Genomic DNA, 26,821 nt, shown 5'->3' on the forward strand with positions numbered 1-26,821 from the left:
CGGCGGTGAGACCGGTCACCGTCTCTGGAGGCTGTGCCGCGGCCGGCCTAGAGCAGGTCGGCGACGGCCTCGCGCTCGGCCTTGAGCTCCTCGACGCCGGCGGCGATGCGCTCGCGCTGGAAGTCGGAGATCTCCAGGCCCTCGACGAGCTTGAACTCGCCGTTCTCGGCGGTGACGGGCTGGCCGAAGACCAGGCCCTCCTCGATGCCGTAGGAGCCGTCGGACGGGAAGGCGGAGGTGACCCACTTCCGGGTGCCCTGGATCCAGTCGTGCATGTGGTCCACGGCGGCGGAGGCGGCCGAGGCGGCGGAGGACTTGCCGCGCACCTGGATGATCTCGCCGCCGCGCTTGGCCACGCGCGGGATGAACTCGTTGAGGTACCAGTCGCGGTCGATCAGCTCGGAGACCGGCTTGCCGTCGACGGTGGCGTAGGTGATGTCCGGGAACTGCGTGGAGGAGTGGTTGCCCCACACCACGACGTTCTCGATCTCCTCGGTGCCGCAGCCGATCTTCTCGGCCAGCTGGGACAGGGAGCGGTTGTGGTCGAGGCGCATCATGGCGGTGAAGCGCTCGGCCGGCACGTCCGGGGCGGAGTGCCGGGCGATCAGGGCGTTGGTGTTGGCCGGGTTGCCGACGACGAGCACGCGGATGTCGTCCGCGGCGCCGGCGTTGATGGCCTTGCCCTGCGGGCCGAAGATCTTGCCGTTGGCGGCCAGCAGGTCGGAGCGCTCCATGCCCTTGCCGCGCGGCTGCGCGCCGACGAGGAAGGCGGCGTTGGCGCCGTCGAAGGCCTTCGTCGCGTCGTCGGTGATGTCGATGGACTTCACCAGGGGGAAGGCGGAGTCGTTGAGCTCCATGGCCACACCCTGGGTGGCCTCGACGGCCTGCGGGATCTCGAGCAGCGACAGGGCGACCGGCTGGTCGGGCCCGTAGACGTCACCGTTGGCGATGCGCCACAGCAGCGAGTAGGCGATGTTGCCGGCGGCGCCGGTGACTACGATCTTCTTCGGCTGGTTGGTCATGAGTGTGTGGATCCTTTCGGTAGGCGTCCGGTACCGGTCACGCCCGTTTGTTTCTGGTTCTCAATCATCTTCCGTGGGATGTGCCGGTACTCCCCACCCAGAATAGCCGGAATCCACACATCCGGGCACCACCTACGGTCACCCCCGAATTGGTAGTGGGGCAGTCCATTCTGCCCGGTTTTCCTAGGATGAGGCTTGGTTGACACCGTTGGTACTGCCCCCGCGTGCGTATTTCCGTCTCGGGCCTGACGTGGGCACAGTCGTGGCGGGTCAAGCGAACCGCAGTACCTGAGGCCCGCGCGAGCGGGCGGAATAGATCCCGGCCCGGAAGGAAGTGGACTGCCCCGATGGCATCAGACGCATTCCGCGACACAGACAGCCCCGAGCCGCGTACCGACCAGCCCGTCGACGGGGAGACCGCCGCCCACGGGGACAACCAGTCCACCGGCCGGGTCATCGAGGTCGCCCTCGAGCGTTTCTCCCGCCTGCCGTTCTCCGAGGCCAAGCTGGACAGCATCGCGCGCAACGCGGGCATGTCCAAGCGCATGATCCACTACTACTTCGGGGACAAGCGCGGCCTCTACCAGGCGGCGCTGACGGAGGCCGTGCGCCTGCTGCAGCCCGCCGAGGAGGCGATGCACGTCGACTCCGCCATCCCCGTCGAGGGGGTGAGCACCATCATCGGCGCCCTCCACGAGCAGTTCCTGGCCCACCCCGAGGCCGTGAAGATGATCCAGATGGAGAACGTCCAGCGCGTGCTGAACCTCTCCGAGCTCTCTCCCCTGGTCGACCACACCCCGGTCCTGCTCAACCTGGACCGTCTGCTGCTGCTCGGCCAGGACTCGGGTGCCTTCCGCCCCGGCATCTCGGCCTTCGACGTCTACTTCCTCGTCTTCGCGCTGCTCGCCCGCCGGGCCACCGACCAGGCCACGGCGCTGAACCTCTACGGCGCGGACCTGTCGACGGAGCGCAACATCACCGGCACCCACCGCATGGCGGTCGACGTGGTGCTGGCCTTCCTCACCGCGAACATCCCCGACGACGGCCACGAGTCCTACCTCGACGCCTCGGCCTCGCCGGCGGGCGGCGAGCAGGACACGGGCCCGTCCCCGTCCATCTACGGCGAGGACGACTCCTCCTCGTCGGTCATCTACGGCTGACGGTCGCACGGGGGTAGCGGCCGGAGAAGACATTTACACATGAATGCATGAGACGGCCGTCGCGGGTGCGACGGCCGTCTCATTCTTTCGGGGGCCTGTAGAGCGGATTTTCGCTAGGCGGAGCGCTCCTCGGCGGTGGTCTCGACCTCGAGGCCGACCTCGCCGCGCACCATCTCGGCGGTGACGGTCACCCGCCCGGTGTCGGTGCGGTCCGGGATCTCGAACATCACCGGGACCAGCAGCTCCTCCATGATCGCGCGCAGGCCGCGGGCGCCGGTGCCGCGCTCGAGGGCCTTGTCCGCGATCGCCCCGAGGGCCTCGTCGGTGAACTCGAGCTCGACGTCGTCCATCGCCAGCAGGCGCTGGTACTGCTTGACCAGTGCGTTCTTCGGGCGGGTGAGCACGGCGACCAGCGACTCGCGGTCGAGGTTGCGCACGGTGGCCACGACGGGCAGGCGGCCGATGAACTCGGGGATCAGGCCGAACTTGACCAGGTCCTCGGGCCGGACCTCGGCGAAGATGTCCTTGGACTCGCGCTCGGAGGCGGTCTCGATCTCGGCGCCGAAGCCGAGCCCCTTCTTGCCCACGCGGTCCTGGATCACCTTGTCCAGGCCGGCGAAGGCGCCGGCCACGATGAACAGGATGTTCGAGGTGTCCAGCTGGATGAACTCCTGGTTGGGGTGCTTGCGCCCGCCCTGCGGCGGGATGGAGGCGACCGTGCCCTCGAGGATCTTCAGCAGCGCCTGCTGCACGCCCTCGCCGGAGACGTCGCGGGTGATCGACGGGTTCTCCGACTTCCGCGAGATCTTGTCGACCTCGTCGATGTAGATGATGCCGCGCTGGGCGCGCTGGACGTCGAAGTCCGAGGCCTGCAGCAGCTTGAGCAGGATGTTCTCCACATCCTCGCCGACGTAGCCGGCTTCGGTGAGGCTGGTCGCGTCGGCGATGGCGAACGGGACGTCGAGAAGCCGGGCCAGGGTCTGCGCCAGGTAGGTCTTGCCGGAGCCGGTGGGCCCGAGCATGAGGATGTTGGACTTGGCGATCTCGACGTCGTCGTCATCGTCGCGCAGGGAGCGCCCGGCCTTGGCGGCCTTGTCGGCCTCGCGGATGCGCTTGTAGTGGTTGTAGACGGCCACCGCCAGGGTGCGCTTGGCCTCGTCCTGGCCGATGACGTACTCGTCGAGGAACTTCGCGATCTCGCTGGGACGGGGCAGGCGCGGGGTCTTCTCCTCGTCGGCCGCGGCCTCAGCGCCGATCTCCTCCTCGATGATCTCGTTGCACAGCTCGATGCACTCGTCGCAGATGTACACACCACCGCCGGCGATGAGCTTGCGCACCTGCTTCTGAGTCTTGCCGCAGAAGGAGCACTTGAGCAGGTCGGCGCTTTCTTGCATGCGTGCCATAAGCCGGTCTACGTCTCACTTCGTGTCGAGGAAAGGGGTCATCCGCGGCGCGGGGACACCGCCCCCACGCCGCGACTTCACCCCCACCTTAGCGGCACTCGCCCACGGGCCTCGAACGCGCAGCGCGTGGCGGTCCGGCGAGTCTCCCTGGCCCTGCTAACCGGGGTGAAGCGTCCCGTCCGGGACCGTGTTCGGAGTCGCATTCCGAGGCGGACTCAGGAGAGATCCTCGGCGACCTCGAAAGAGGCCTCGGTGAGCCCACGATCGTCGGCGACGGCCACGCCGTCAGCGCACTCGATCAGGATGAGCGATGTGCGTAGAAGAAACCGCCCACCGGCCGAAACGACCGATGGGCGGTTCCTTCGCATCAGCAGCCAGAATTGAGTCAGAAGCCCTGAGCAATGCGGTGGTACACCGCGTTCCAGCGCAGCGATTCCTCGAATCCACCGACAGTGGTGTCCTCGTCTATGACGGCGAGTTCGACCCCTGCCATTCGAGCGAAGTCCTCCCAAGTCCGAAGATCAATAGCAGTCGACAGCACCGTGTGGTGGGCCGCGCCGGCAGTAAGCCAGCAGGTTGCCGACGTCTGAAGGTCCGGGTGCGGTTCCCACACCGCGCGCGCCACCGGAAGATTAGGCAGGGGCTCATCGGGCTCGACGACATCGACCGTGTTTGCGATCAGACGGAAACGGTCGCGCAGGTCTGACCAAGCGACCACGACGCCAGGGCCCGGATCGGTGTCGAATACCAGCCGAACAGGATCATGCCGATTACCGATGCCCAGCTCATGAATCTCCATTCGCGGCTTCTTCTCGGTCAAAGACGGGCAAACCTCGAGCATGTGTGCCCCAAGGATCTTCTCTTCTCCCGGGACCATGTTGTAGCAATAGTCTTCCATGAGACTGGCTCCTCCGGGAAGGCCGTAGCCCATAACTTTCGCGATTCGGATCAGGAGACCCGTCTTCCAGTCGCCCTCTGCGCCGAAGCCGTAGCCGTCCGCCATGAGACGCTGCACGGCAAGCCCGGGGAGCTGTTGGAGCGCGCCGAGATCCTCGAAGGTGTCCGTGAACGCATGAGCCCCAGCGTCCTCAAGGAACCCACGGAGCGCAACCTCCTGTTTCGCTGCGTAACGCAGAGAATCGTGCTTCTCACCGCCAGGCTTCAACTCGTCAGCGACGTCGTAGGCGTCGAGGTACTCGTCAATCAGGGCGTCGACGGTAGTCTCATCGACGTCTGCTACGGCAGCGACAAGGTCATTGACTCCCCAGGTGTTGACCGATGTACCGAAAACGATTTCCGCCTCCGTCTTGTCGCCCTCAGTGACCGCTACGTTGCGCATGTTGTCACCGAAGCGCACCATTCGAAGGTGTTGCGCTTCATTCCACCCCGCTGCCGCACGAGCCCACGTGGCGATTCGTTTGGTGACGCGCTTCTCTGTGCTGTGTCCGACCATCGTGACGCGGGGGATACCCATGCGAGTAAGAATGTAGCCAAACTCACGATCACCGTGAGCCGCCTGGTTGAGGTTCATGAAGTCCATGTCGATGGTCGCCCACGGCAACTGCGCATCGTCCTGAGTGTTCAAATGCAGAAGGGGCTTCCTCAGGGCATCGAGACCGCGGATCCACATCTTCGCCGGCGAAAACGTGTGCATCCAGGCAATAACGCCGATGACGTTATCGTCGCTGCCAGCGTCAATGATTCGTTCCAGAATTGCATCCGAGTCCGTGAGAGTTGGCTTCCAAACGATCTTGACGGGAATGTCACCCGAAGCGTTTAGGTTCTCCACGACGCCCTTGGACTGCTCAGCGACTTGGCGGAGAGTTTCCTCTCCGTAGAGATGCTGCGATCCGGTAAGGAACCAGATCTCCTTACCTTCGAACGGGTTAATCATTTTACTCATCCTTTCTAGAGTGAGTGCTTCGCAGATTGAAGATTCCAGCTTGGTTACTGCCCGTAAACGTTCTGGTACCGGTTGTACAGATGGTCGATTTTCTCCTGAGGAATCGGCTGCTCTTCGCCCAATTCGCGGGCCAGATGCATCGCCCGGGCAACTTCCTCAACCATGACAGCCGCTTTCACGGCGCTACGCCCAGTTCTACCGACGGTGAATGGACCATGGTTTTTCATCAAAACTGCGGGCGAACGTGAGTCGCGAAGTGTCTCGACTATGCCTCGCCCGATGGAATCGTCTCCGATCACTGCGAATGGACCGACAGGAACAGGACCTCCGAATTCATCAGCCATCATCGTCAGTCCACAGGGGATTTCTTCGCCTCGTGCCGCCCAGGCACACGCGTAACTTGAGTGAGTGTGAACCACACCACCTATCTCCGGCATGTGTTCGTAGACGTAGGCATGAGCGGCTGTGTCAGAGCTGGGCTTTCGGGTGCCGTCAACCAGGTTTCCCTTGATATCGCAGACGACCATCGCCTCAGGGCTCAGCTCGTCATAACTGACTCCGGAGGGCTTGATTACGAAGAGATCCGCAGCTGAAGGATCCCCATCCGGGTCCACCACCACACGCTCGGAAACATTGCCTGCAGTCCACACGACGAGCCCCCAACGGGGAAGCTCCGCATGCAGCTCTGACACGCGCCGTCGCGTTAGCTCGACAGACTGGCGAACATGGGCTGGATACTCGTTAAGAGTCTTCATTTCCCTTTCTCCTTGAACCGGTTTTCTGGTTACTTGACCGGAATGGCGGTCACCGCAGCACGCTGCAGCTCGAGGCCTTCGCGATAGCACTTAAGGAAACGGTCGAAGCCGTCGGCATCGACCTGGCGGGGCTCTGAGATCTCCGGGTCGACAGAGACAAAAATTTCGTTCTCGAGAAACTCCGGGAGATCACGCCCGTTTTCTTCGTCCAGATAGCAGGCCAATAGTGCGATTCCCCACGCTCCACCTTCGGCTGCCGATTCCGCTACACCTACGGGCGTATGGAGGGCGGCGGAGAGCAGGCGCTGCCCCACGCCCTTCGTCCGGAACAAACCACCGTGGGCGTAAAGAACGTCGATGTCGACACCGTCGGCCCTCAGAATTTCCATACCTAGCTCGAGCGTGGCGAACGCCGCATAGATCTGAGCTCGAAGGAAATTTGCCACCGTCAGGTCTGCGTCCGGGCCACGAACCACCAGAGGCCGCCCTTCCGTCAACTTGGTAATCGGCTCGCCGGACAGATAGTTGAATGCGATGATTCCGCCAGCATCCTCATCACCGGTCAGCGCCTCCGTGAGAAGAACGCGGTAGACGTCATCCATGTCAATGATCTGGTTCTTGCCAAAGGCAACGGCCACCTGGGCAAAGAGATCCATCCAGGCGGACAGCTCGTTTGTTCCGTTATTGCAATGAACCATTGCAACGGGCGCGCCAGCAGGAGTAGCCACCGGATCAATTTCCGGGTGTACTGCCGCAATTCTCTCATTCAGGACGACCATTGCGAAGATGCTTGTCCCCACAGATACGTTGCCGGTACGCGGTCTAACTGCATTAGTCGCGACCATACCCGTTCCCGCGTCCCCCTCCGGAGGACAGAAACGAATTCCCGGAACCAGGTCACCTGCCGGATCTAGCAGGCGTGCCCCTTTAACAGTTAGTTCACCCGCGACTTCTCCTGCCACGAGCACAGAAGGAAGAAGCTTCTTAATGGGTTGGACACTCGCATGCTCCGCGGCCACTCTGTCAAAGGCATTTGCCATTTCCGGGTCATAGTCATTGACTGCAGAATCGATGGGGAACATACCGACAGCGTCACCGACACCGAGAACTTTCTCACCGGTGAGCTGCCAGTGCACGTAGCCGGCCAGCGTCGTCAGGAAAACGACGTCTCCGACATGATCTTCTCCATCCAGAATCGCCTGGTAGAAGTGCGCGATCGACCACCGCAGGGGGACGTTTTGGTCGAATAGCTCGGTGAGTTGCGCTGCAGCCTCGCCCGTGTAGGTATCCCTCCACGTGCGGAACGGCACCAAGAGCTCGTCACGAGAATCAAACGGCAGATATCCGTGCATCATCGCGGACACCCCCATCGCCGAGAACTCTTTGGGACGCTGTCCCGTCTTCGCACAGTATTTATCCGCCAGGTCTGCATATGCCGTACGAAGACCATCCCAGACCTCCTCCAACGAGTAGGTCCAGTGACCATCGACGAAGTCGTTCTCCCATTCAGAACTTCCCGCCGCAACGGTCGTACCGTCGGCCTGGATAGCGCAGGCCTTGATCCTTGTCGATCCGAGCTCGATGCCCAGATATAGGGGGCCGGGAGGGGAAGCTGACGCGTTCATAACCTCAACCCTTTCGTGATTGTTATCGCTAACATCGAGTACCAACTACAGATCTACCTATGAACAGCACAGACGTCAAGCATGGCACAGATAATCACCTATAATGTGATTGCTCACATTTCGGAATGGCCAGAAAGGAACCCCATGTCAGACGCTCCACTCCCCCCATCACCCGCCGGAGACTCCCCTAGATCGGGGGGAATCTACACCCGTGCGGGAACAACTGTCAGCCTCAAGCGCGATGCATGGCAGGCGCAAATAGCCACGCAAGGCGGAAGCCTCGTAGCCCTGACTTTCAACGGTCACCCGCTAGTCCGCGCGTGGCCAACTTCCCAAGTGCGCCCCTGTTATCACGGTGCAACACTCGCCCCTTGGCCGAACCGACTGGCGGATGGCAACTATATCTTCGCCGGACAAACCCACCAGCTTGCACTGACGGAACCCGAACTCAATAACGCACTCCACGGGCTCGTGTGCTGGGAAAACTGGACACTCATAGATTCTGGTCCAGACACGGCCACGATGGGCACCACCATCCTCCCGCAGCCCGGCTATCCTTTCCAGATCGAACTAACCTCTCACTGGCGGCTCTCCGGTGAGGGGCTGACCTGGACCGTGACCGCGATCAACCAGGCCCCGGCGCCGGCGCCCTTCGGCATCGGTATCCATCCGTATCTAACCGCGGGCGAAGGCTCAGTTGACGATTGGACGCTTACCGTGCCTGCGCAGACCATCTTGATTACCGACCCTTCCCGTAAGCTCCCCACCGGCAGACGGCAGCTGCGCACTTCCCCGCTTTCCGACCTCCGAATTGGCCGTTGTCTCAAGGGGGTACGGCTAGACGACTGCTTCACCGACTTCACAAAAGGCCAGATCTCCATCACCAGGCCCGACGGAACAGGAGTGGCGATGGAGTGGGAACCGGAGAATTTGCCGTTCGCTCAGGTCTTCACCTCTGACCTCCCCGATTCTCCCTGGGATCGAACAGGAGTCGCCATTGAGCCTTGCTCGTGCGCCCCCAACGCGTTTAATGCACCGGAGGGGCCGCCCACGCTCACCCCCCGGGAGGAGCGGACGTATCGATGGTCCCTTAAGATGATTTAGTCCCCGAATGGCATCCGGCCGAGAAAGCAGTGGCATGCGCCCGAGTCCTACCCCTTCCGAAGGCAACGGCGTGCACGCCACAGCGATCACGCGCAGAAACGCGCGGCCCCATAGCAGTGAAAAAGGTCGCCCGAAAAACTCCCCGACGATGGCCGAAGTCGCCGCCGTCGCCGGAGTCTCGCACCAGACCGTGTCCCGGGTTATCAACGGATTCCCCGGCGTCAGGCCTCAAACCCGCGAAAAAGTCCAGGCAGCGGTCGACCAGCTCGGTTACCGCCGGAATCTCGCGGCTCGGGCACTGGTCACCAGACAATCAAGGCTAATCGGCGTTATCGCGGTCGGCTCATTTCTCTATGGCCCAACCAGCACACTCGCATCGCTTGAGCGCGCCGCGCGAGATCACTCCTATCTGACGCTCATCGCGACTATCGCAGAGACGAGCGATGAACAGTTCAGCGCTGCGTTAGACGAGTTTCTCGAGCGTTCGGTAGAGGCCATTATCGTCATCGCCTCCCGCGAGTCGTTGGTCTGGTTCGCCGGTTCACTAGATCTCGACATTCCACTGATCATCGTGGGCCCACGGCCAGCAGACCTAGACCAGCTCACGTGTTTGAGTGTCGACCAGACCGCGGGGGCGGAGTTGGCAGTCACCCATCTCGCAGAGCTGGGACACCGGGACGTGACACTCCTCGCCGGCCCCGCCAACTGGGTCGACGCTCAACGCCGATTTGACGGAGCCCTCACGCAGTCAGAGATGCTTGGTATCCAGCCAAGGATCGCACGGGGAGACTGGAGCCCGGGGTCCGGATACGCCGCAGGAGTAAAGATCGCCCAGCTGCAGCCAGAAGCCCGCCCGACCGCCGTCTTCTGCGCGAACGACCACATGGCTCTTGGCCTGCTCGCCGCTTTTCACGCCCACCGCATCAGCGTCCCCGATGAGATCTCAGTAATTGGGTTCGACGATCTGCCTGGCAGTGGTTTCTATTTCCCGGCGCTCACCACAATTCACCAGGACTTCGACGCCCTGGGGACCAAAGTGATCAAGGCTGCGCTAGCCATGATCTCAGGGGCAACACCTGACACCGACCCTGTTCCACCAAAGCTGGTAAAACGCGAGTCAACGGCCGCCCCAAGATCCTAAGCCCCGGAGTTGCCCATCCGCACGCTCAGTCTTGAGAGGCTTCGCCAGAAGGCACCCCCCCTTATAGGGGGGCTTTTTTCGTCTTTTTTCACATTTGCACTTCGATCGATAGCCCCCAACTGGCAAAACATGCACCTTGTTTACTAAATGACATGTCACACAATATGTTAGCGTTGACATTTTCCTAACAGACGGGACAACATGGCAGTACAAGCTCATGTGAGCGCTAACTTCCTGGGCGTGGAGCACTCCCGCCCCGAGTCGCAATCTCTAGGAGATTCTCCATGACATCCCATCCCCCCGCCGCACAGCGGAAGATTCCGCGCGGCTTCATCTACTTTTTTGGCGCCTTTGGCGGCATCCTCTTTGGCTATGACATCGGCGTAATGACCGGCGCACTTCCGTTCCTCCAGCACGACTGGGACCTCGCCGGTAATGCGGCTGCAATCGGCTGGATCACATCCTCTCTGATGCTCGGTGCGGTCCTCGGCGGAGCTTTGTCCGGTCAGCTTTCCGACCGTTTTGGGCGCCGGAAGATGATTCTCGTTGCCGCCGTGATCTTTGCTGTCGGTTCATTTCTCTGTGGGATTTCCCCCGACCAGGGGACCATTTACCTCATTCTGGTGCGGGTATTCTTAGGCCTCGCAGTGGGTGCAGCCAGTGCTCTGGTGCCCGCCTACATGTCGGAGATGGCCCCAGCTGAACTTCGCGGACGCCTTTCCGGACTTAACCAGACGATGATCGTCTCTGGCATGCTGCTCAGCTACATCATGGCCTGGTTCCTCCAGCATCTTCCTCACAATTGGGCTTGGCGCTCGATGCTCGCGCTGGCGGCGGTCCCGGCGATCATTCTGTTCATCGGTGTTCTACGACTTCCGGAATCTCCCCGATTCCTGGTTAAGAACGGGCTGGATGACCAAGCGCGCCAGGTGCTGAGCTACATCCGCGAGCCGAACCAGATCGAACCTGAGCTGGCCGAGATCAAGAAGAACGCCGCGGAGGAGCAACGCGCGAACGCTACCAGCTCGTGGTCCATGCTGTTCTCGGGCCGGTACCGCTACCTGGTCATCGCCGGTGTCGGAGTAGCTGCGTTCCAACAGTTCCAAGGCGCGAACGCAATCTTCTACTACATTCCATTGATCGTGGAAGAGGCCACCGGTACCGCAGCCTCGGATGCACTGCTGTGGCCGGTGATTCAGGGCATCATCCTCGTGGCCGGCTCGCTAGTTTTCCTTGTGATCGCCGACAAATTCAACCGCAAGACGCTGCTAATGGTCGGCGGCTCGGTCATGGCTGCGTCGTTCCTTCTGCCCGCCGTGATAAACATCGTCGTCGAAAACGCCAACCCGATGATGATCGTTGTCTTCCTTTCGATCTATGTCGCCTTCTACTCTTTCACGTGGGCGCCGCTCACTTGGGTCCTCGTCGGCGAGGTATTCCCGCTGCTGATTCGTGGGCGTGCCAGTGGCCTCGCGAGCTCCTTCAATTGGATCGGTTCCTTCGTCGTCGGGCTTCTGTTCCCGATCATGACTGCTTCAATGGCCCAGGACGCCGTGTTCGCAATCTTCGGCGTGATCTGCGTCGCCGGTGTGATCTTCGTCGGAACCTGTGTACCTGAAACCCGTGGCCGTACCCTCGAGGAGATCGAGGCCCATGGAGCGAAGAAGGGCAGCGCCGTCCGCTGACCGCGCAACTGCCTCGGCGCGCTTCCAGATATTCTGGGAGACGCGCCTTCGCGCATGTCACCGACCTCTTCAAGCTCTCCGCCGATGACACCCGACTATCTCACCTACGATGCGGCACTCACATGTCGGCGAGCCAATAACCCGGCGTAGCCTGAGAGGACGTGACCGAGTCCCTCCCCCACCTCGTCCTGGGCGCCCTGAGCGCCGCGGACGCCGACCTCCCGGCCGTCACCGACACCACCGACGGGCGCACCGTCACCTTCGGTGAACTGCGCGCGCTCGTCGACGCCGGGGCGGCCGAGATCGCCGCCAGCCTCGCCGGCACCAAGACAGACACCGACGCGCCCGCCCGCCCCGTCGTCGGGCTCAACGCCGCCAACGGCCTGCCCTTCGTCGTCGGATTCTTCGCCGCGCTGGCCGCCGGCGCCGCGGTCACCCCGCTCGGCGCCCAGGCCTCGCGTGCCGAGATCGCCGGCCAGCTGAGCCGCGTCGACGCCCGCCTGCTGCTGACCACCACCGAGGCCGGACGCACCGCCGCCGCAGACCTCGGCGTCGCAGCGCTCGACCCGGCGCAGCTCACGGCGCCCACCGCGCCCACCGCAACCACCGCCCACGGCGCGGGAGGCGCGACGGGGTGCGACGCGACGTCGGCAATCGAGGGCGTGGCCTGCCTGCCGTTCTCCTCGGGCACGACGGGCACGCCGAAGCCGGTGGTGCTCACCCACGCCAACCTCGTGGCGAACGTGCGGCAGATGTCGGCCGCGCTCGACGCGTGCGGGATGGAGCGCGACTGGCCGATCGCCGCGCCGCTGCCGTTCGCGCACGTCTACGGGCTGACGGTGCTGATGTGCACCACGCTCTTCCGGCGCAACCACCTCGTCGTCCTCGACGGCTTCGACCCCGCGACCTTCCTGAAGCTGCACCAGCAGCACAACGTCGCCTGGAGCTACGTCGCACCCGCGATCCTCGCGCGCCTGGCCGCCGACGGCGTGCCCGGAGGCGTCGACCTCTCCGCGCTGCGCGTCGTGCTCTCGGGCGCGGACACGCTCAGCGCGGAGCTGGCCGAGCGCGCCGCCGAGGTGCTCGGCTGCGAGGTCATCCAGGGCTACGGGCTCACCGAGGCCGCCCCCGTCACCCACGTCAACGTGCGCGGCGTCGATAATCCCGCCACGCTCGGCACGCCCGTGGAAGGCACCGACGTGCGCGTCATGCGCGCCGGATCCGAGGTGCTCTCCCCCGGCGAGGCCGGCGAGATGTGGGTGCGCGGCCCCCAGGTGACCTGCGGCTACCTCGGCATGCCCGAGGCGACGGCGGAGGCGCTCGTCGACGGCTGGCTGCGCACCGGCGACGTCGTGCGCCTCGGCGCGGAATCCGTGCGCGCCGGCCGCATGACCGGCCGGGACCTCACCGTGATCGGCCGGGCCAAGGAGATCATCAACCACAACGGTTTCTCCGTCTCCCCCGCCGAGGTCGAGGAGCGCCTGCGCGCGCACCCGATGCTTGCCGACGCCGCCGTCGCCGCGTGGCGTCGCCCCGAGCGCGGCGAGGCGCCGCGGGCGGTGGTGGTGCTTGCCGACGCCGCGTCTCACCCGGCAGGCGCGGAACTTTCGGCGCAGCTGCGTGCCTGGGTGGGCGCGGAGCTGGCGGGCTACAAGGTGCCGGTGCGCTTCGACGTCGCAGGCGCCGTGCCGCGCACGGCCACCGGGAAGGTGGCGCGCACGCGGCTGAGCGAGGCCTGGACCGGCGAGGGCTAGGCGGCCGGGACGGCGGCGCCGACCTGGCGCAGGGCCGCGGTGGCGTAGAACTCCGCGAGGTCCTCGGCCGGGTAGCGCCCGGCGGGGTCGAACCAGAGGGCCACGCCGATGCCCATGTCGATCAGGGCGTAGACGGCGATCTTGAGGTCCTCGACGTGGAACTCACCGCGCTCAATGCCGGCGGCGACGATCTTCTGCCAGCGCACCACGTAGTCACGGCGCAGGCCGGTCACGGTGTCGCGGTCGGCCTTCTCGAGACTGTTGATCTCGTTGTTGACCACCTTGACCGCACGGGCGTTGTGCGCGTGGAAGACCACGTGCGAGCGCATCGCGGCGGCCAGCGCCTCGGCGGGGTCGTCGATCCCCTCGACGGCGGCGTCGTGGACCTCGAGCAGGCGGCCCATCCAGTGGATGCAGAGCTCGGCGAGCACCCGCTGTTTGGAGTCGACGTGGTTGTAGAGGCTGGAGGCGCGCATCCCGCACTCGCGGGCGATGTCCTCCATGCCCGTGCCGTGGTAACCGCGTTCGGCGAAGAGCTTCATCGCCGCCTGCGCGATCTGGTCCCTGCGCCGCGTGTTTGCCATGGTGTTCCAGACTAGTTCGCGGTGGCGCCGACACCGTCGGCGCCACCGGGGACGGGGGTGACGGCGGCTCTCGCCGCCGCCACCGGGGTCAGGATGGGTCGGACCCTCAGTTCTTGAGCGGCCGGCGGGTCTTGGCCATGTGCGCGGCGCGCTCCGCGTTGGCGGGCAGCACGAGCACCGCGGCAGCCTTGGCGGTCTCCCTCGTGGTCAGCTCGTCGGCGGGGATGGCCTCCGGGTCGCCCTCGCGGGCGGTGTAGACGGCGGCGACGGCCTGGCCGATGCGCGCGTCCGTCTCCGAGCCCTCGGTCCACTGCAGCGCCGGGGCGTCCGCGGGGCGCAGCGGCAGGTCACGCACGCCCGGCTCCGAGTAGTCCTGACCGGCCAGCTCGCGGGCGAGCTCGAGGGCCTCGGCGATGACGTGGTCGGAGGAGAGCACGATGCGGTCGGCCGGGCGCAGCACGCCCTTAGCCCGCGCCGGGAACGCGCCCGGGATCTTCTTCGCGGACATGATCAGCTCGAAGGCCACGGCGTGCGGGTCCTGGGCGCCGGAGTCGATGGCCCGCTCGAGGGTGCGGGCGGTGCCGCCCCAGGCCGGGAAGAGGCCGACCTCGCGCTCGGGGAAACCCAGGCGGGTCTCGGCGTGCACGGCCGAGGCGTCGGTGTGCAGCAGCAGCTCGAGCCCGCCGCCGAGCGCGACGCCGCGCACCGCGCCGACCACGGGGAAGGGCGCGCGGCGCAGGGCCTCCAGGGAGCGCACACCGTCGCGCATGAGGTCGGCGCAGGCCTCCTCCTTTCCGTCGGCCGCCAGGCCGGAGAGCACGCCGAGGTCCGCGCCGGCGGAGAAGACGCGCTCGTCGTCGCCGGCGATGACCAGGGCGCGCACCCCGTCGAGCCCGGCGACCTCGCGGAAGACGGCGAGCACGTCCGGGTGGCAGGAGCTCATCGGGGTGTTGATGGTCAGCACGGCCACGCCCTCGTTCTCGCCGGTCAGCGCAAAGACCTCGGCCTTGTCGTTGCCGGCGATGCGCTCGGCGTCGGCGGTCAGCGCGGCGACGGTGACCACCCCGGCGCGCTCGAGGCGCGCGGCGGTCTTCCCGGATCCGTCGAGGACCGTGTCGCCGGCGGGCCCGTCCGGGTAGAAGCCGCCGGCGGCGACCGTTTCGCCCAGCAGCCCGGGCACGGTCTCGAAGTCGGCGGAGGCCTCGTAGGCGTCGACGAGGTTGTCCAGGCCGATGGCGTCCGCCAGGGCGAAGGGGCCGCGCTTCCAGCCGTAGCCGAGCTGGATGGCCAGGTCGATGTGCTCGACGGTCTCGGCGATCTCGTCGGCGACCGCGCAGCAGTAGGCCAGGGTGTGCAGGTAGACGTCGCGGGCGTAGCGGCCGGCCTCGCTGTCGGTGGCGATCACGCCGGCAGCGGTCTTCTCTCCGACGGCCGGGTCAGCGGCCGGGTCCGGCTTCTCGATCGGGCGGTAGTCGTCGGCGGCGAAGTCGTAGACCTCGCCGCGGCCGCGGTAGAAGCCGCTCTCGCCGGTGCGCCCGGTGAGCCCCTTGTCCAGCAGGGTCTTCAGCTCGGGCGAGGAGGAGATGTCGAAGCGGTGGTAGGCGTCGGACTCGGGCAGGGCCTTGAGCAGGCTGCCCCAGATGGCGGGCACCAGCTGCAGGCCGACGTAGTCGAAGAGGCCGAAGATGCCGGTGCGCGGTACGCCGAAGGGCTTGCCGAAGACGGTGTCGGCCAGCTCCGGGCGCACCCCGCGGTCGAGGGCGAGCGCGGCGCCGACGGACATCCAGAAGTTACCCACGCGGTTGGCGATGAAGCCGGGGGTGTCGCGGCAGTCCACGACGACCTTGCCCAGCTGGCGCTCGGCGATGGCGCGCAGGCGCTCGACGGTTCCCTCGGTGGTCTGCGGGCCCGCGACGAGCTCGACCAGGCGCATCACGCGCGGCGGGTTGAAGAAGTGGATGATGGCGAAGTCGCCCAGCAGGTCGGCGTCCATGCCCTCGGTCAGCTGGGCCAGCGGGATGGTGGAGGTGTTCGAGCTGACCGGGGTGCCGGGGGCGCGGTGGGCGGCGATCTTGGCGAAGGTCTGGTGCTTGACGTCGAGGTCCTCGAAGACGGCCTCGACGATCCACTCGGCCTCGCCGAGGCGGTCGAGGTGGTCCTCGATGTTGCCCGGGGTGATGCGCGAGGCGAACTCGGGGTCCATGAAGCCGCGCTGCTTGAGCTGGCGCTCGACGCCGGCCTTGGCACGGGCGTCGCGGTCGCCGTCGTCGGCGGGGATGTCGAGCAGGTGTACCTGCACGCCGGCGTTGGCCAGGTGGGCGGCGATGCCGGAGCCCATGGAGCCGGCGCCGATGACGGCGGCGGTGCGGATGATCTGCTGGTTGTCGGTGCTCACTGCGGTTCTCCTGAGTCTGTCGGTTCGGGGGTGCCGGGGCGTTGCGGGTCGGGGCCGGGGCGCGGGCTACTGCGCCTCGACGACGACGGCGATGCCCTGCCCGCCGCCGATGCAGAGGGTGACCAGGCCATAGCGCCCGCCGGTGGCGCGCAGGCGGTGGACCAGCTTGACGGTCAGGATGACGCCGGAGGCGCCGATGGGGTGGCCGAGGGCGACGGCGCCGCCGTCGACGTTGGTCTTCTCCGGGTCGAAGCCGAGCTCGTCCTGGACGGCGAGGGCCTGGGCGGCGAAGGCCTCGTTGGACTCGATGAGGTCGACCTGGTCGAGGCTGATGCCGGCCTTGGCCAGGGCCTTCGGCACCGCGGAGACGGGGCCGAGACCCATGTGGGCCGGGTCCACGCCGGCGATGCCCCAGCCGGCCACGCGGGCCAGCGGCTCGAGACCGTGGGTGGAGACGGCGTTGTCGGAGGCCAGCACGAGGCCGGCGGCGGCGTCGTTGATGCCGGAGGCGTTGCCGGCGGTGACGGTGCCGTCCTTCTGGAAGGCGGCGGGCAGCTTGGCCAGCTGCTCCAGGGAGGTGTCCTTGGGGTGCTCGTCGGTGTCGAAGACGGTCTCGCCCTTGCGGGACTTCACCGTGACGGGCACGATCTGCTCGGCGAAGCGGCCCTCGGTGATCGCGGCGCGGGCGCGCTGGTGGGAGGTCAGGGCGAACTCGTCCTGACGCTCGCGGGAGATGCCGAAGCGGCCCGCGATGTTCTCGGCGGTGCAGCCCATGTGGCCGTTGCCCATCGGGCAGGTCAACCCGCCGGTCAGCCAGTCGGAGAGGTGGCCCTCGCCCATGCGCTTGCCGGCGCGCATGCCGTCGACGGAGTAGGGCGCCTGGCTCATGACCTCGACGCCGCCGACGAAGGCGAGCTCGCTGTCGCCGGTGTGCATCTGGCCGGCGGCGGTGACGAGCGCCTGGGCGCCGGAGCCGCAGAGTCGGTTGACGTTGAGGGCGGTGGCGGACTCGGGCAGGCCGGCCTGCAGCGCGATGGCGCGCGAGGAGTAGACGTCGCGCGGGCGGGTGGGGATCACGTTGGCGACCACGGAGGCGTCGAAGGCCTCGGCCGGGGCGCCGGAGCGGGCGATCGTCTCGCGGGCGACGATCTCACCGAGCTCGATCGGGGCGAACTTCGACAGCGAGCCCATGAAGCTGCCGATCGGGCTGCGCGCGGCCGAGACGATGTAGGTCTCCTCGGCCTTGGCGAAGGTACGCGGGGCGGTCTGCGCGTCGGTCACGGTGTTCTCCTCGGTTTTTCGGGTCTGAGCTGCAACTACGAATGGCTATTCGTAAGTGGTACCCGAGAGTAACCTACGCCACACTGGACCGTCAACCGGTTTGAGGTCACCGGTTTCCGGTGTCACCGAGCCGGGCGCAGCCCGCAGCCCTCGATGCAGGAGCGCAGGCGGACGAGCCCCGCGCGCAGCCGCTCCTCGCCGCCGGTGCCGATGCCCACGACCACGCCGGCGATCCCCTCCTGGCCGGGTGCGAGCCGCCAGTAGTCGCTCAGCGCCGTCACCCCGAGCCCGACCGCGCGGGCGGCGGTGACCACGCGGGACTCCACGCCCGCGCCACCGGCGAAGAGGAGCACCGCGTGCAGTCCGCCGTCCATGGGTCGTGCGGTGACCGTGCCGGCGGGCGCGTCGGCGGGCGCGCCGGGAACCGCGCCCGGGGCGGCGAGATAGTCGGCGAAGACATCGACGAAGATGTCGCGGCGGCGCCGGTAGGCCCGGCGCATGCGGGCGGTGTGGCGGCGCAGGCCACCCTCGATAAGGAAGTTGGCCGCGGCGTCCTGCACGATCCCGGAGACCGGTGTGCCCGCCTTCGCGGCGGCGAGCACCCCGGCGCGCAGCCGTTCGGGCACGACCAGGAAGCCCAGGCCGAGGCCCGGCGACAGGTTCTTGGCGAAGGACCCGAGGGTGACCACGCTGCCGGTGGTGTCCAGCCCGGCCAGGGCGGGCAGCGGCTCGCCGACGTAGCGCAGCTCGGAGTCGTAGTCGTCCTCGATGACGACGACCCCGGCGCGCGCGGCCCAGCGCAGCAGCGCGAAGCGGCGCTCGGCCGACATCGCCGCGCCCAACGGGTACTGGTGCGACGGGGTGACCAGCACGGCGTCGGGAATCGGGCGCAGCGCGTCGAGGGCGGCGAGGTCCACTCCCCCGGCGTTGACCCCGACGGGCACGACGCGGTGGCCGAGGCGCTCGGGCACGGCGCGCAGCGAGGGGTAGCCGGGGTTCTCCACGGCGACGGTGAGCCGGCGCGTCGGGGCGCCGGCCGGGGCGTCGTCGCTGCCACGGGCGGCGAGCGCGGAGAGCACCAGGCGCATGCCGTCGCGCGCGCCGGCGGTGACCACCACGTGGCCGGCGGCGATCGAGCGCGAGAGGCGGACGTGCTCGGCGATGGCGGCGACCAGGCGCGGCGAGCCGGGCGCGGAGTAGCCCAGGCAGGGGTCGGCGGCGGCCGAGCGCCAGGCCCGGCGCCACGCCGTGGAGGTCAGCGGCGCGGTGTCCGGCACGCCCGGGGTGAGCAGGAGCGGCGCCGCGGCGCCGGTGCCGCGGCCGGGTGGGGTGGCCGAGCGGGCGGGTGCCTCGCCGCGGGAGAAGTCGTCCCCTGGTTGCGCGGAGTCAGCGGTCTGGGGCGGCGCGGCGCCGGGGACCGGGGTGAGCGAGAGGTTCGGCAGCCGCGGGTTGACGCGCGTGCCCGAGCGCGAGGTCACCAGGTAGCCCTCGCCGGTGAGCTGCTCGTAGGCGGCCACGACCGTGCCACGCGAGACGCCGTGGCGCGCGGCGGCCACGCGGGTGGAGTCCAGGCGGTCGCCCGGGCGCAGGGAACCGGCGGCGATGCGGGCGCGGACCTCCTCGACGATGCGGCCCGGCAGCGTGCCCGCCGGGCGCGCGGGATCGGCGGTCATCTCAGTACCGTGCCCCGCGGTCTTCGGCGCCGGCCTGCGCGACCCGCCAGGCGGCACGCACGTGGTCGATGACGGCGCCGGCGGTGGTGGGCAGCCCGTCGGCGGCCAGGCCCGCGGCCAGCTGGTAGAGGCCCACAGCCTCCAGCACCGGCTGGGCGTACGGCCCGCGCAGCTCGTCGGCCCGCTCCAGGTGGTCACGCAGGCGCGGGTAGGCGTTCAGGTAGTCGTCGTAGCCGGGGTTGTGGGCGGCCACGCGCGCGGCGATGAGGCCGGCGAGCACGTCGCGCCCGCCGGGCAGCTCGCCCCAGGGCACGCCGGCGTCGACGACCGCGCCGCGCCCGAGGGGCAGGGCGACGATCGCGCGCCGGCCGGGCACGACGACGGCCGCGTCCTCGGCGTCGGCACGCGCGAGCGCGTCCCGGAAGGTGTGGACCGAGGGCTCCGCGTGCTCGAGCAGGATGCCGCCGCGCGCCGTCCGGATCTCGTCGCCGCGCACGGTCACCGGGGCGGCCTCCGGGGCCGGGCCCGGCGGCTCGGTGCCCTCGACGTCCTCGGGACAGTGCACCCGGGCCGCCCCCGCGGACAGTGCGGCGCGCGCCCGCAGCCGGCCGGGCGCCCCGGTGTCGGCCACGGTCACCACGGCCCGCCGCTCGAGGGTCCGCGGCACCGGCGGGAGGTCGAGCGGGCGCTCCAGCGGGGCGTCACCGGCGGCCACCCGCCGGTAGTGGAACGCGGGGTCACCGGGGCCCCGCCCGGGCGGGAGGCCGGAGTCGGCGGTCGCGACCACCTGGCCGCAGTGCGGGGAGAGCACGTGGGCGGCGGTGCGGAAGCCCGCGGCGAGCGTGACCGTGGCCGTGACGTGGCGGTCCAGGACGCCGTGGGCCATCGGCTCGTCCGGTTCGCCGAACCCGCGCTTGTGCACCATCGCCGGCTCGGACACGGAGGCGTCGTGCGGGTCGACGCCGGCGGGCGTGCCCACCGAGAGCACCCGGGCGCCCTGGCTGCGCGCGTCGTCGAAGAGGTCGGCCTGCACCGGGCTGAGCGGGCCGGGCCCGAGGTTCTCCACGATCAGGCGGTAGCCCACCGCGACCGGCTCGGCGTCCAGCACGCGGGCCCCCGCCTCGGTCCAGCCGTGCGCGGTGACCGGCGGGAAACCGTGGCATTCGCCGGCAACGGCGCCGCAGACGTCGACGGGCACGCCCGCCTCGACGAGCCGACGCGCCCCGCCGCGCACGGCCGCGGCCAGGGCGTTGTCTCCGAGGACGAAGAGCACGCGCACCTGCTCGGGGAGGAACGGCTCCGGCGCACACAGCTCCCGGACCACCCGGTCGACGGCCGGGGCCAGCGCCATGTCGTCCCGGACGTCGCGGGGCATCCGTTCCAGGGCGGCTGCGGGATAGAAGGGCGGCATACCTGCGACGGTACCGGGCGCACGCGACGGCGACCCACGCGGCGTCGGAAATTGGACCCGGCGTGTGGTCTATTTTTCTGGTTTATTTTTGGACTTCTCAGTAGACCACCCGCGGGCGCAGAATGGTCCGCATGTCTGATAACAACGATGTAACTGGCACCACCCAGGGCTCGCCGCTGGTCAAGCGCGGCCTGGCCGACATGCTCAAGGGCGGCGTGATCATGGACGTGGTCACCCCGGAGCAGGCGAAGATCGCCGAGGACGCCGGCGCCGTGGCCGTCATGGCCCTCGAGCGCGTCCCCGCCGACATCCGCGCCCAGGGCGGCGTGGCCCGCATGTCCGACCCGGACCTGATCGACGGCATCATCGACGCCGTGTCCATCCCCGTGATGGCCAAGGCGCGCATCGGCCACTTCGTCGAGGCGCAGGTCCTGCAGTCGCTCAAGGTGGACTACATCGACGAGTCCGAGGTCCTCTCCCCCGCCGACTACGTCAACCACATCGACAAGCAGAAGTTCACCGTGCCCTTCGTCTGCGGCGCGACGAACCTGGGCGAGGCGCTGCGCCGCATCGCCGAGGGCGCCGCGATGATCCGCTCCAAGGGCGAGGCCGGCACCGGCGACGTCTCCGAGGCCACCAAGCACATCCGCACCATCAACAAGGAGATCGCGCAGCTGGCCGGCGCCAGCGAGGACGAGCTCTACGTGCGCGCCAAGGAACTGGCCGCCCCCTATGACCTGGTCCGCGAGGTCGCCCAGGCCGGCAAGCTGCCCGTGGTGCTCTTCACCGCCGGCGGCATCGCCGCCCCGGCCGACGCCGCGATGATGATGCAGCTCGGCGCCGACGGCGTCTTCGTCGGCTCCGGCATCTTCAAGTCCGGCAACCCGGCCCAGCGCGCCGCCGCGATCGTCAAGGCCACCGCCGCCTACGACGACCCCGACGTCATCGCCGAGGTCTCCCGCGGCCTGGGCGAGGCCATGGTCGGCATCAACGTCGCCGACCTGCCCGCCCCGCACCGCCTGGCGGAGCGCGGCTGGTGAGTCGCGCGGAGGCCGCGCCCACCGTCGGCGTACTCGCCCTGCAGGGCGGCGTCGCCGAGCACGCCGAGCTCCTGGAGAAGCTGGGCGCCGCCGTGCGCCTGGTGCGCCGGCCCGGTGACCTCGAGGGCCTCGACGGCCTGGTGCTGCCCGGGGGCGAGTCGACCACGATCGACCGGCTGACCCGCATCTTCGGGCTGCGCGAGCCGCTGATCGCCGCCGTGCGTGAGGGACTTCCGGTGCTGGGCACCTGCGCGGGCCTGATCCTGTTGTCGACGGAGGTCGAGGACCCGGCCGCCGGTCAGCAGGTCCTCGGGCTCATCGACGTCACCGTGCGCCGCAACGCCTTCGGCCCGCAGGTCGACTCCGCCGAGGCGGAGCTGCCCTGGACGCCGGCCGGCGGTGGCGCGGCGACCGTGACCGCGGCCTTCATCCGCGCCCCCGAGGTCATCCGCCTCGGCGACGGGGTCGAGGCCTGCTCGGTGCTTGTCGACGCCGACGGGCGCCGACGCGTGGTCGGCGTGCGCTCGGGCGCGGTGACCGGCGTGTCCTTCCACCCCGAGCTGACCGGGGACGGGACCGTCCACGCGGAGTTCCTCGAACAGGTTCGGGAGCACGCGGGGGCGCGCGTCTAGCCGCGGGTCCCGTCCGCGGCGAGCACCCGGCCCGCCGGCGGGCGGGCCTCGCCCGCGGTGCCGAGCACCACGAGGTCGGCGAGGTCCCAGGGACGCCGGGACGCGAGGAACGGGCGCTCCTCGGTCTGCCAGTCGTCCCAGAAGCGGGTGGCCGCGTCCTGATCTCGTATGCCCGCGGCGACCTCGCGGGCGATACCGCGGCGACGCTGCTCGTCGACGTCACCGGTGACCCAGACGCCGAGGTCCGCCAGCCGCTCGGTCGCGTCCGTCAGCGCACCGGTGCCCTCGACGATGAGCAACCGGGTTCCCGCGGGCACCCGCACCGCTCCCCCACGCCCCTTGGCCACCCAGCCGGGCGGCCGGTAGTTCACCGCGTCGCCGGCGAGAAACGGTTCGATGACGTGCGTGACCAGCAGGTCGTGCCACCCGAAGCGCGAGTGATGCCAGGCGAGGTCGTCGGTGGCCACGACCGCGGCGGGACGGCCGGAGCGGGTCGCCTCGCCCGCGATGGCGGCTGCCAGGGTGGATTTCCCGGCGCCACCGCGGCCGTCGATCAGCACGACCCGGCGGCCCTGCCCTGCGGGCAGCAGGTCGGCGAGCGGCTTCGGGGTAAAGGGCCCGAGGTGGGGCTCGCTCGGACCGGGGTCGAACAACGCCGTCGAACTCGTCATCGCATGGTCCTTCCTGGGCCTCGTCGGCAGGGCTGCGGTATCCGGGACACGGGAGTCACCGCAGTGTAGCGGGACACGGCGGGCTGATGCTTCGTCTCAGACGCCGGGTGTGCGCCGGACCCGGCCGATCCCGGCACAATGGCGGGCATGGACCCCGTCATCGCCCGGCTCGCCGCCGCCGAGCCCACCTCCTGGCTGCGCGCGCAGTCCCCGGCCCCGGGCTGGGCCGCGGACGCCGCCCTCGACGCCCGCGTCACCCAGGCGCGCGCCCGCTTCTCCCGCTTCGCCGGCTGGTTCGCGCGGACCTTCCCGGACTCCGCGCCCACCGGCGGCGTCCTCGAGTCGCCGCTGGTGTGCGCGCCCGCGCTGCAGGCCGCGCTCGAGGACGACCTGGGTGCACAGCTGCGCGGCCGGCTCTGGGTCAAGCGCGACGACCTGCTGCCGGTCTCCGGGTCGGTGAAGTCGCGCGGCGGCATCCACGAGGTGCTCGAGTACGCCGAGGAGGTGCTTGAGGCCGCGGGCCTGGACGCCTCGGACGCCGGCACGCCCGCGGGCCGGCGCGCGCTGGCCGGGAACACGATCGCCGTCGGCTCGACCGGCAACCTGGGCCTGTCCATCGGCCTGGTCGGTGCCGCCCTCGGGCTGCGCGCGGTGGTGCACATGTCCCGCGACGCCAAGGCGTGGAAGAAGGAGCTGCTGCGCGAGCGCGGCGCCGAGGTCGTCGAGCACGCCGGCGACTTCTCGGCGGCCGTGGCCGCCGGGCGCGAGCAGGCCGCGGACCAAGCGGACACCCACTTCGTCGACGACGAGGCCTCGCTCTCACTCTTCGCCGGCTACGCCGTGGCCGCCGGGCGACTGGCGGGCCAGCTGCGCGCCCTGGAGATCCCCGTCGACCACGACCACCCGCTCGGGGTGCACCTGCCCTGCGGGGTCGGCGGCGCCCCGGGCGGGATCGCCTACGGGCTCTACCGCACCTTCGGCGCGGATGTGTTCTGCGTGCTGCACGAACCGGTGGCCGCGCCCGCGGTCTTCCTCGGCGAGCGCTCGGGCCTGCGCAAGAAGATCAGCATCGCCGAGATCGGCCTGGACGGGCGCACCGACGCCGACGGGCTCGCCGTCGGGCGGATGTCGAGCCTGGTCGGCGGCGTCGTCGGCAGCCGTATCGACGGCTTCGCCACACACTCCGACGCGGAGCTGACCGGCCTGGTCGCCCGCGTCCACGACGCCCAGGGCTGGCGCCTGGAGCCCTCGGCGACCGCGGGGCTCACCGGCCCGTGGCGGGTGCAGGCCGACGCGGACTTCCTGCGCGCCCGCGGCCTGGACGGGGAACGCCTCGACCGGGCCACCCACATCGCCTGGTCCACGGGCGGGTCGATGGTCCCGGAGGAGGAGTTCGCCGCGCTGCTGGCGGCGGGCCGGGGCGCGGCGTTGCGGTAGCCGGCGTTACCGCAGCGCCTGCTCGATCTGGGCGCGCAGCTGCGGGAAACGGTCACCCATGGCGTTGAGCAGCGGCTGGCCGAACAGGCCGAGCACGCCGAGCAGACCGAGCACACCGGCCAGCACGCCGAAGACGGTGCCGGCCGAGGAACCGAGGGCGGAGCCCGCGATGAAGTCGCCCTCCGAGGAGCCGTCGGCACCGTCGCCGTCGTCCGCGTCGTCACCGTCCGCGCCGGTGATCTCGAAGAGCGTCGTGGTCCCGGAGACCTCGTTGCCCACCACCAGCATGGGCCTGCCGTTGGGCGAGTCCTCCGCGGAGATGAACGCCAGGCCCTCCGGGCCGAGGTCACCGGCGCCCTCGGCGGAACCGGTCGCGTCCGGGTCCACCGAGAAGTCGCGGTTGTTGACGTAGGTGACGAACTTACTGCCCGCCGGGTCGGTGACGTCGTAGACGAAGATGCCGCCGACGCGCTCGAGCCCGATGAAGGCGTAGGTGCGCCCGTCGATCTCGCCGAGGGTGAGCCCCTCGGGCTCGGGGCCCTTGTTGTCGGAGCGGTCGTCGAAGGCGGTCTCCTCGTGGTTGGAGTTGAACACCAACGGCGAGCGCTCCGCGACGTCGGCGAGGATCTCCTCGAACTCGGCGCCCGAGTCGAAGACGCGGGTGCCGTCGGCGGAGTAGACGGAGAAGCCGCGGGTGCCGTAGGAGTAGAGCTCCTCGTAGCAGGAGCCGTCCTCGCTCAGTCCGTCGGCGAGCGTGATGTTGAGGCGGCCGAGGTTCTCGTCCTCCTGCAGGTCCGCGACGCCCTCGGCGTCGAGGCCGGCGAAGCCCTCGCACGGGCCGGGCAGCGGGCGGTCGAGGTAGTCGGTCTCGTCCGGGTCGCCCAGATGCTTGACGCGGGCCTCCTCGGAGTAGGCGTCCCAGTCGCGGGCGTCGCCCTCGTTGGCGGTGACGAAGTAGGTGGTGCCGCCGGCCTGGTATGCGCCGATGGAGTCCGGCTGGACCAGGCCCTTGACCGGCCATTCGGCGATGTTGACCTTCTCGTCGCGGTCCGAGGCGTCCAGCCCGGTGCCCGGCTGGGAGTGGTCGACGGTGCCCAGCGGCAGGATGTCGGTGACCCGCGCGGCGGCGATGTCGACGACGGCCACGGCGTTGTTCTCCTGGAGGGTGACGTAGGCGGTGCCGTCGACGGCGGCGATGTACTCCGGCTCGAGGTTCTGCGCGACGGTGGTGGTGTACTCCGCCCCGTCGACCTCCTCGGGCCCGAAGACGCGCACGCCCTCGGGAAGCGAGTCCTCGAAGGCGGTGAAGTCCGCGGTGCGCACGTCCGACTGCGCGGGCGCCTCGAGCGTCTCGGGCAGCGCGACGACGGAGACCGAGCCCTCCGGGTCGACGGAGTAGTCCTCGGCCGGCTCGCCCTCGTTGGCCACCAGCGCGCTGCCGCCGTCGGCGGTGATGGTGACCATGTCCGGGAGCGACCCGACGCCCACCCGGCCGAGCTCCTCGCCGTCGCCGGCGGCGTCGAAGAAGATCAGCGAGCCCGGCTCGGTCTTGTCCGCCGGCTCCACGGTGGCGGCGGCCAGGCCGTCGGCGCGCACGGCCACGGAGTTGATGGTGGTGCCCGCGCCCCCGTCGACGGAGTGCAGCAGCTCCGGCGCGGCCGGTTCGGAGACGTCGAGAACGTCGATCTTTCCGGACTGCGCGTTGACCACCATCACCCGCTGGCTGTCGGGGTGGTGCGCGACGATCTCGGCGGCTGACTCGCCGAGGACGCCGGTCTCGTGGCTGCCGACGGGCTCGAGCCCGATGGCCGCGCCCGGCGCGGAGTGCGTGACGGGATTGGCGACGACCGCGGCATGCGCCGGCGCTGCGTGGGGCACCGTGGCCAGCCCGGCGAGGCCGGTGGCCAGGGCGGTGCACAGGGCGACGCCGGTGCGCGTGGTGCGGGCGGTGCGGACGGACGGGCTGGAGGTCATCACAAGGCTCTTCCTGGTCGGCGGACAGACAACTGCCAGGGTCCCCGAGGCGTGCGAAGCCGCGGTGGCCGCGCGGTGACGGCGCGGCGGCCGCCCGGTGAACTCCCGGGGACCGTCCCCGCCGCGTGGCTAGCATGGGAGTCGAGTGATCATTCCGCGGGACGGGCCTGC

At 68.8% G+C, this 26,821-nt stretch carries 20 protein-coding genes; 8 read left to right on the top strand and 12 right to left on the bottom strand.

Annotated features, from left to right (window positions below):
* Nucleotides 1–47: 47 nt before the first annotated feature.
* A complete protein-coding gene (locus CFRA_RS08960; RefSeq protein WP_075664372.1) occupies nucleotides 48–1,022 on the bottom strand; it encodes a malate dehydrogenase in 975 nt (324 codons plus the stop codon).
* 347 nt (nucleotides 1,023–1,369) lie between these two features.
* Here CFRA_RS08960 and CFRA_RS08965 point away from each other — a divergent pair, with 347 nt between their 5' ends.
* Nucleotides 1,370–2,182: a TetR/AcrR family transcriptional regulator gene (locus CFRA_RS08965; protein WP_075664373.1), complete on the top strand. Its 813-nt coding sequence runs from the start codon at nucleotides 1,370–1,372 to the stop codon at nucleotides 2,180–2,182.
* Between the two features lie 113 nt (nucleotides 2,183–2,295).
* On the opposite strand, the gene clpX is transcribed toward CFRA_RS08965, so the two are convergent.
* The 4 genes from clpX to CFRA_RS08985 all read right to left on the bottom strand — a co-directional run bounded on the left by clpX (nucleotide 2,296) and on the right by CFRA_RS08985 (nucleotide 7,868).
* Nucleotides 2,296–3,585: an ATP-dependent Clp protease ATP-binding subunit ClpX gene (clpX, locus tag CFRA_RS08970; protein ID WP_075664374.1), complete on the bottom strand. Its 1,290-nt coding sequence runs from the start codon at nucleotides 3,583–3,585 to the stop codon at nucleotides 2,296–2,298.
* Nucleotides 3,586–3,970: 385 nt separating this feature from the next.
* Nucleotides 3,971–5,479, bottom strand: coding sequence for an L-arabinose isomerase (gene araA / locus CFRA_RS08975; RefSeq protein ID WP_075664375.1), 1,509 nt, complete (start codon nucleotides 5,477–5,479; stop codon nucleotides 3,971–3,973).
* A gap of 53 nt (nucleotides 5,480–5,532) precedes the next feature.
* On the bottom strand, nucleotides 5,533–6,243 hold the full coding sequence (locus CFRA_RS08980) for an L-ribulose-5-phosphate 4-epimerase (RefSeq protein ID WP_075664376.1): 711 nt from the start codon (nucleotides 6,241–6,243) through the stop codon (nucleotides 5,533–5,535).
* A 29-nt stretch (nucleotides 6,244–6,272) separates the two neighbouring features.
* Nucleotides 6,273–7,868 carry a xylulokinase gene (locus CFRA_RS08985; RefSeq protein WP_075664377.1) on the bottom strand — a complete coding sequence of 532 codons (1,596 nt, stop codon included), beginning with the start codon at nucleotides 7,866–7,868 and terminating at the stop codon, nucleotides 6,273–6,275.
* A gap of 144 nt (nucleotides 7,869–8,012) precedes the next feature.
* Here CFRA_RS08985 and CFRA_RS08990 point away from each other — a divergent pair, with 144 nt between their 5' ends.
* From CFRA_RS08990 to CFRA_RS09005, 4 genes are all read left to right on the top strand, one after another.
* Complete coding sequence (locus tag CFRA_RS08990) at nucleotides 8,013–8,972, top strand: aldose 1-epimerase family protein (RefSeq protein WP_075664378.1); 960 nt, start codon at nucleotides 8,013–8,015, stop codon at nucleotides 8,970–8,972.
* 148 nt (nucleotides 8,973–9,120) lie between these two features.
* Nucleotides 9,121–10,113, top strand: a complete 993-nt coding sequence (locus tag CFRA_RS08995; RefSeq protein WP_075664379.1) for a LacI family DNA-binding transcriptional regulator — start codon at nucleotides 9,121–9,123, stop codon at nucleotides 10,111–10,113.
* A 284-nt stretch (nucleotides 10,114–10,397) separates the two neighbouring features.
* On the top strand, nucleotides 10,398–11,798 hold the full coding sequence (locus tag CFRA_RS09000; RefSeq protein ID WP_075664380.1) for a sugar porter family MFS transporter: 1,401 nt from the start codon (nucleotides 10,398–10,400) through the stop codon (nucleotides 11,796–11,798).
* A gap of 161 nt (nucleotides 11,799–11,959) precedes the next feature.
* Nucleotides 11,960–13,552 carry a class I adenylate-forming enzyme family protein gene (locus tag CFRA_RS09005; RefSeq protein ID WP_075664381.1) on the top strand — a complete coding sequence of 531 codons (1,593 nt, stop codon included), beginning with the start codon at nucleotides 11,960–11,962 and terminating at the stop codon, nucleotides 13,550–13,552.
* On the opposite strand, the gene CFRA_RS09010 is transcribed toward CFRA_RS09005, so the two are convergent.
* The 5 genes from CFRA_RS09010 to CFRA_RS09030 form a co-directional block, all read right to left on the bottom strand.
* Nucleotides 13,549–14,136: a TetR/AcrR family transcriptional regulator gene (locus CFRA_RS09010; RefSeq protein ID WP_075664382.1), complete on the bottom strand. Its 588-nt coding sequence runs from the start codon at nucleotides 14,134–14,136 to the stop codon at nucleotides 13,549–13,551. The two genes, CFRA_RS09005 and CFRA_RS09010, sit on opposite strands and share 4 nt — an antisense overlap.
* Nucleotides 14,137–14,242: 106 nt before the next feature.
* Complete coding sequence (locus CFRA_RS09015) at nucleotides 14,243–16,531, bottom strand: 3-hydroxyacyl-CoA dehydrogenase/enoyl-CoA hydratase family protein (protein ID WP_075664383.1); 2,289 nt, start codon at nucleotides 16,529–16,531, stop codon at nucleotides 14,243–14,245.
* 66 nt (nucleotides 16,532–16,597) lie between these two features.
* Nucleotides 16,598–17,722 (bottom strand): acetyl-CoA C-acyltransferase, encoded by a 1,125-nt coding sequence (locus CFRA_RS09020; RefSeq protein WP_075664980.1) that lies wholly within the window; start codon nucleotides 17,720–17,722, stop codon nucleotides 16,598–16,600.
* A 212-nt stretch (nucleotides 17,723–17,934) separates the two neighbouring features.
* On the bottom strand, nucleotides 17,935–19,485 hold the full coding sequence (gene pdxR, locus CFRA_RS09025) for a MocR-like pyridoxine biosynthesis transcription factor PdxR (RefSeq protein WP_075664384.1): 1,551 nt from the start codon (nucleotides 19,483–19,485) through the stop codon (nucleotides 17,935–17,937).
* A 1-nt stretch (nucleotide 19,486) separates the two neighbouring features.
* Complete coding sequence (locus CFRA_RS09030) at nucleotides 19,487–20,896, bottom strand: hypothetical protein (protein WP_156887999.1); 1,410 nt, start codon at nucleotides 20,894–20,896, stop codon at nucleotides 19,487–19,489.
* A gap of 131 nt (nucleotides 20,897–21,027) precedes the next feature.
* On the opposite strand from CFRA_RS09030, the gene pdxS reads away from it, so the two are divergent.
* Together pdxS and pdxT are read left to right on the top strand one after the other, a co-directional pair.
* Nucleotides 21,028–21,936, top strand: a complete 909-nt coding sequence (pdxS, locus tag CFRA_RS09035) for a pyridoxal 5'-phosphate synthase lyase subunit PdxS (protein WP_075664386.1) — start codon at nucleotides 21,028–21,030, stop codon at nucleotides 21,934–21,936.
* Nucleotides 21,933–22,568: a pyridoxal 5'-phosphate synthase glutaminase subunit PdxT gene (gene pdxT / locus CFRA_RS09040; RefSeq protein WP_211272324.1), complete on the top strand. Its 636-nt coding sequence runs from the start codon at nucleotides 21,933–21,935 to the stop codon at nucleotides 22,566–22,568. Before pdxS ends, pdxT begins: the two co-directional genes overlap by 4 nt.
* Here the strand turns inward: pdxT and CFRA_RS09045 are convergent.
* Nucleotides 22,565–23,239, bottom strand: a complete 675-nt coding sequence (locus CFRA_RS09045; protein ID WP_156888000.1) for a nucleoside/nucleotide kinase family protein — start codon at nucleotides 23,237–23,239, stop codon at nucleotides 22,565–22,567. The genes pdxT and CFRA_RS09045 overlap by 4 nt on opposite strands.
* Before the next feature lie 147 nt (nucleotides 23,240–23,386).
* On the opposite strand from CFRA_RS09045, the gene CFRA_RS09050 reads away from it, so the two are divergent.
* A complete protein-coding gene (locus tag CFRA_RS09050) occupies nucleotides 23,387–24,676 on the top strand; it encodes a D-serine ammonia-lyase (protein ID WP_211272325.1) in 1,290 nt (429 codons plus the stop codon).
* Nucleotides 24,677–24,682: 6 nt separating this feature from the next.
* Here the strand turns inward: CFRA_RS09050 and CFRA_RS09055 are convergent, their stop codons facing one another.
* Nucleotides 24,683–26,650, bottom strand: a complete 1,968-nt coding sequence (locus tag CFRA_RS09055; RefSeq protein WP_075664389.1) for a choice-of-anchor I family protein — start codon at nucleotides 26,648–26,650, stop codon at nucleotides 24,683–24,685.
* Nucleotides 26,651–26,821 lie beyond the last annotated feature (171 nt).

The organism is Corynebacterium frankenforstense DSM 45800, from assembly GCF_001941485.1.
Lineage (GTDB): Bacteria > Actinomycetota > Actinomycetes > Mycobacteriales > Mycobacteriaceae > Corynebacterium > Corynebacterium frankenforstense.

What these genes read in the sequence shown, in the direction of transcription:
- CFRA_RS08960 (WP_075664372.1), bottom strand. Translation starts at nt 1,022, where the DNA reads ATGACCAACCAGCCGAAGAAGATCGTAGTCACCGGCGCCGCCGGCAAC.
- CFRA_RS08965 (WP_075664373.1), top strand. Translation starts at nt 1,370, where the DNA reads ATGGCATCAGACGCATTCCGCGACACAGACAGCCCCGAGCCGCGTACC.
- clpX (WP_075664374.1), bottom strand. Translation starts at nt 3,585, where the DNA reads ATGGCACGCATGCAAGAAAGCGCCGACCTGCTCAAGTGCTCCTTCTGC.
- araA (WP_075664375.1), bottom strand. Translation starts at nt 5,479, where the DNA reads ATGATTAACCCGTTCGAAGGTAAGGAGATCTGGTTCCTTACCGGATCG.
- CFRA_RS08980 (WP_075664376.1), bottom strand. Translation starts at nt 6,243, where the DNA reads ATGAAGACTCTTAACGAGTATCCAGCCCATGTTCGCCAGTCTGTCGAG.
- CFRA_RS08985 (WP_075664377.1), bottom strand. Translation starts at nt 7,868, where the DNA reads ATGAACGCGTCAGCTTCCCCTCCCGGCCCCCTATATCTGGGCATCGAG.
- CFRA_RS08990 (WP_075664378.1), top strand. Translation starts at nt 8,013, where the DNA reads ATGTCAGACGCTCCACTCCCCCCATCACCCGCCGGAGACTCCCCTAGA.
- CFRA_RS08995 (WP_075664379.1), top strand. Translation starts at nt 9,121, where the DNA reads ATGGCCGAAGTCGCCGCCGTCGCCGGAGTCTCGCACCAGACCGTGTCC.
- CFRA_RS09000 (WP_075664380.1), top strand. Translation starts at nt 10,398, where the DNA reads ATGACATCCCATCCCCCCGCCGCACAGCGGAAGATTCCGCGCGGCTTC.
- CFRA_RS09010 (WP_075664382.1), bottom strand. Translation starts at nt 14,136, where the DNA reads ATGGCAAACACGCGGCGCAGGGACCAGATCGCGCAGGCGGCGATGAAG.
- CFRA_RS09020 (WP_075664980.1), bottom strand. Translation starts at nt 17,722, where the DNA reads ATGGGCTCGCTGTCGAAGTTCGCCCCGATCGAGCTCGGTGAGATCGTC.
- pdxR (WP_075664384.1), bottom strand. Translation starts at nt 19,485, where the DNA reads ATGACCGCCGATCCCGCGCGCCCGGCGGGCACGCTGCCGGGCCGCATC.
- CFRA_RS09030 (WP_156887999.1), bottom strand. Translation starts at nt 20,896, where the DNA reads ATGCCGCCCTTCTATCCCGCAGCCGCCCTGGAACGGATGCCCCGCGAC.
- pdxS (WP_075664386.1), top strand. Translation starts at nt 21,028, where the DNA reads ATGTCTGATAACAACGATGTAACTGGCACCACCCAGGGCTCGCCGCTG.
- CFRA_RS09045 (WP_156888000.1), bottom strand. Translation starts at nt 23,239, where the DNA reads ATGACGAGTTCGACGGCGTTGTTCGACCCCGGTCCGAGCGAGCCCCAC.
- CFRA_RS09050 (WP_211272325.1), top strand. Translation starts at nt 23,387, where the DNA reads ATGGACCCCGTCATCGCCCGGCTCGCCGCCGCCGAGCCCACCTCCTGG.
- CFRA_RS09055 (WP_075664389.1), bottom strand. Translation starts at nt 26,650, where the DNA reads ATGACCTCCAGCCCGTCCGTCCGCACCGCCCGCACCACGCGCACCGGC.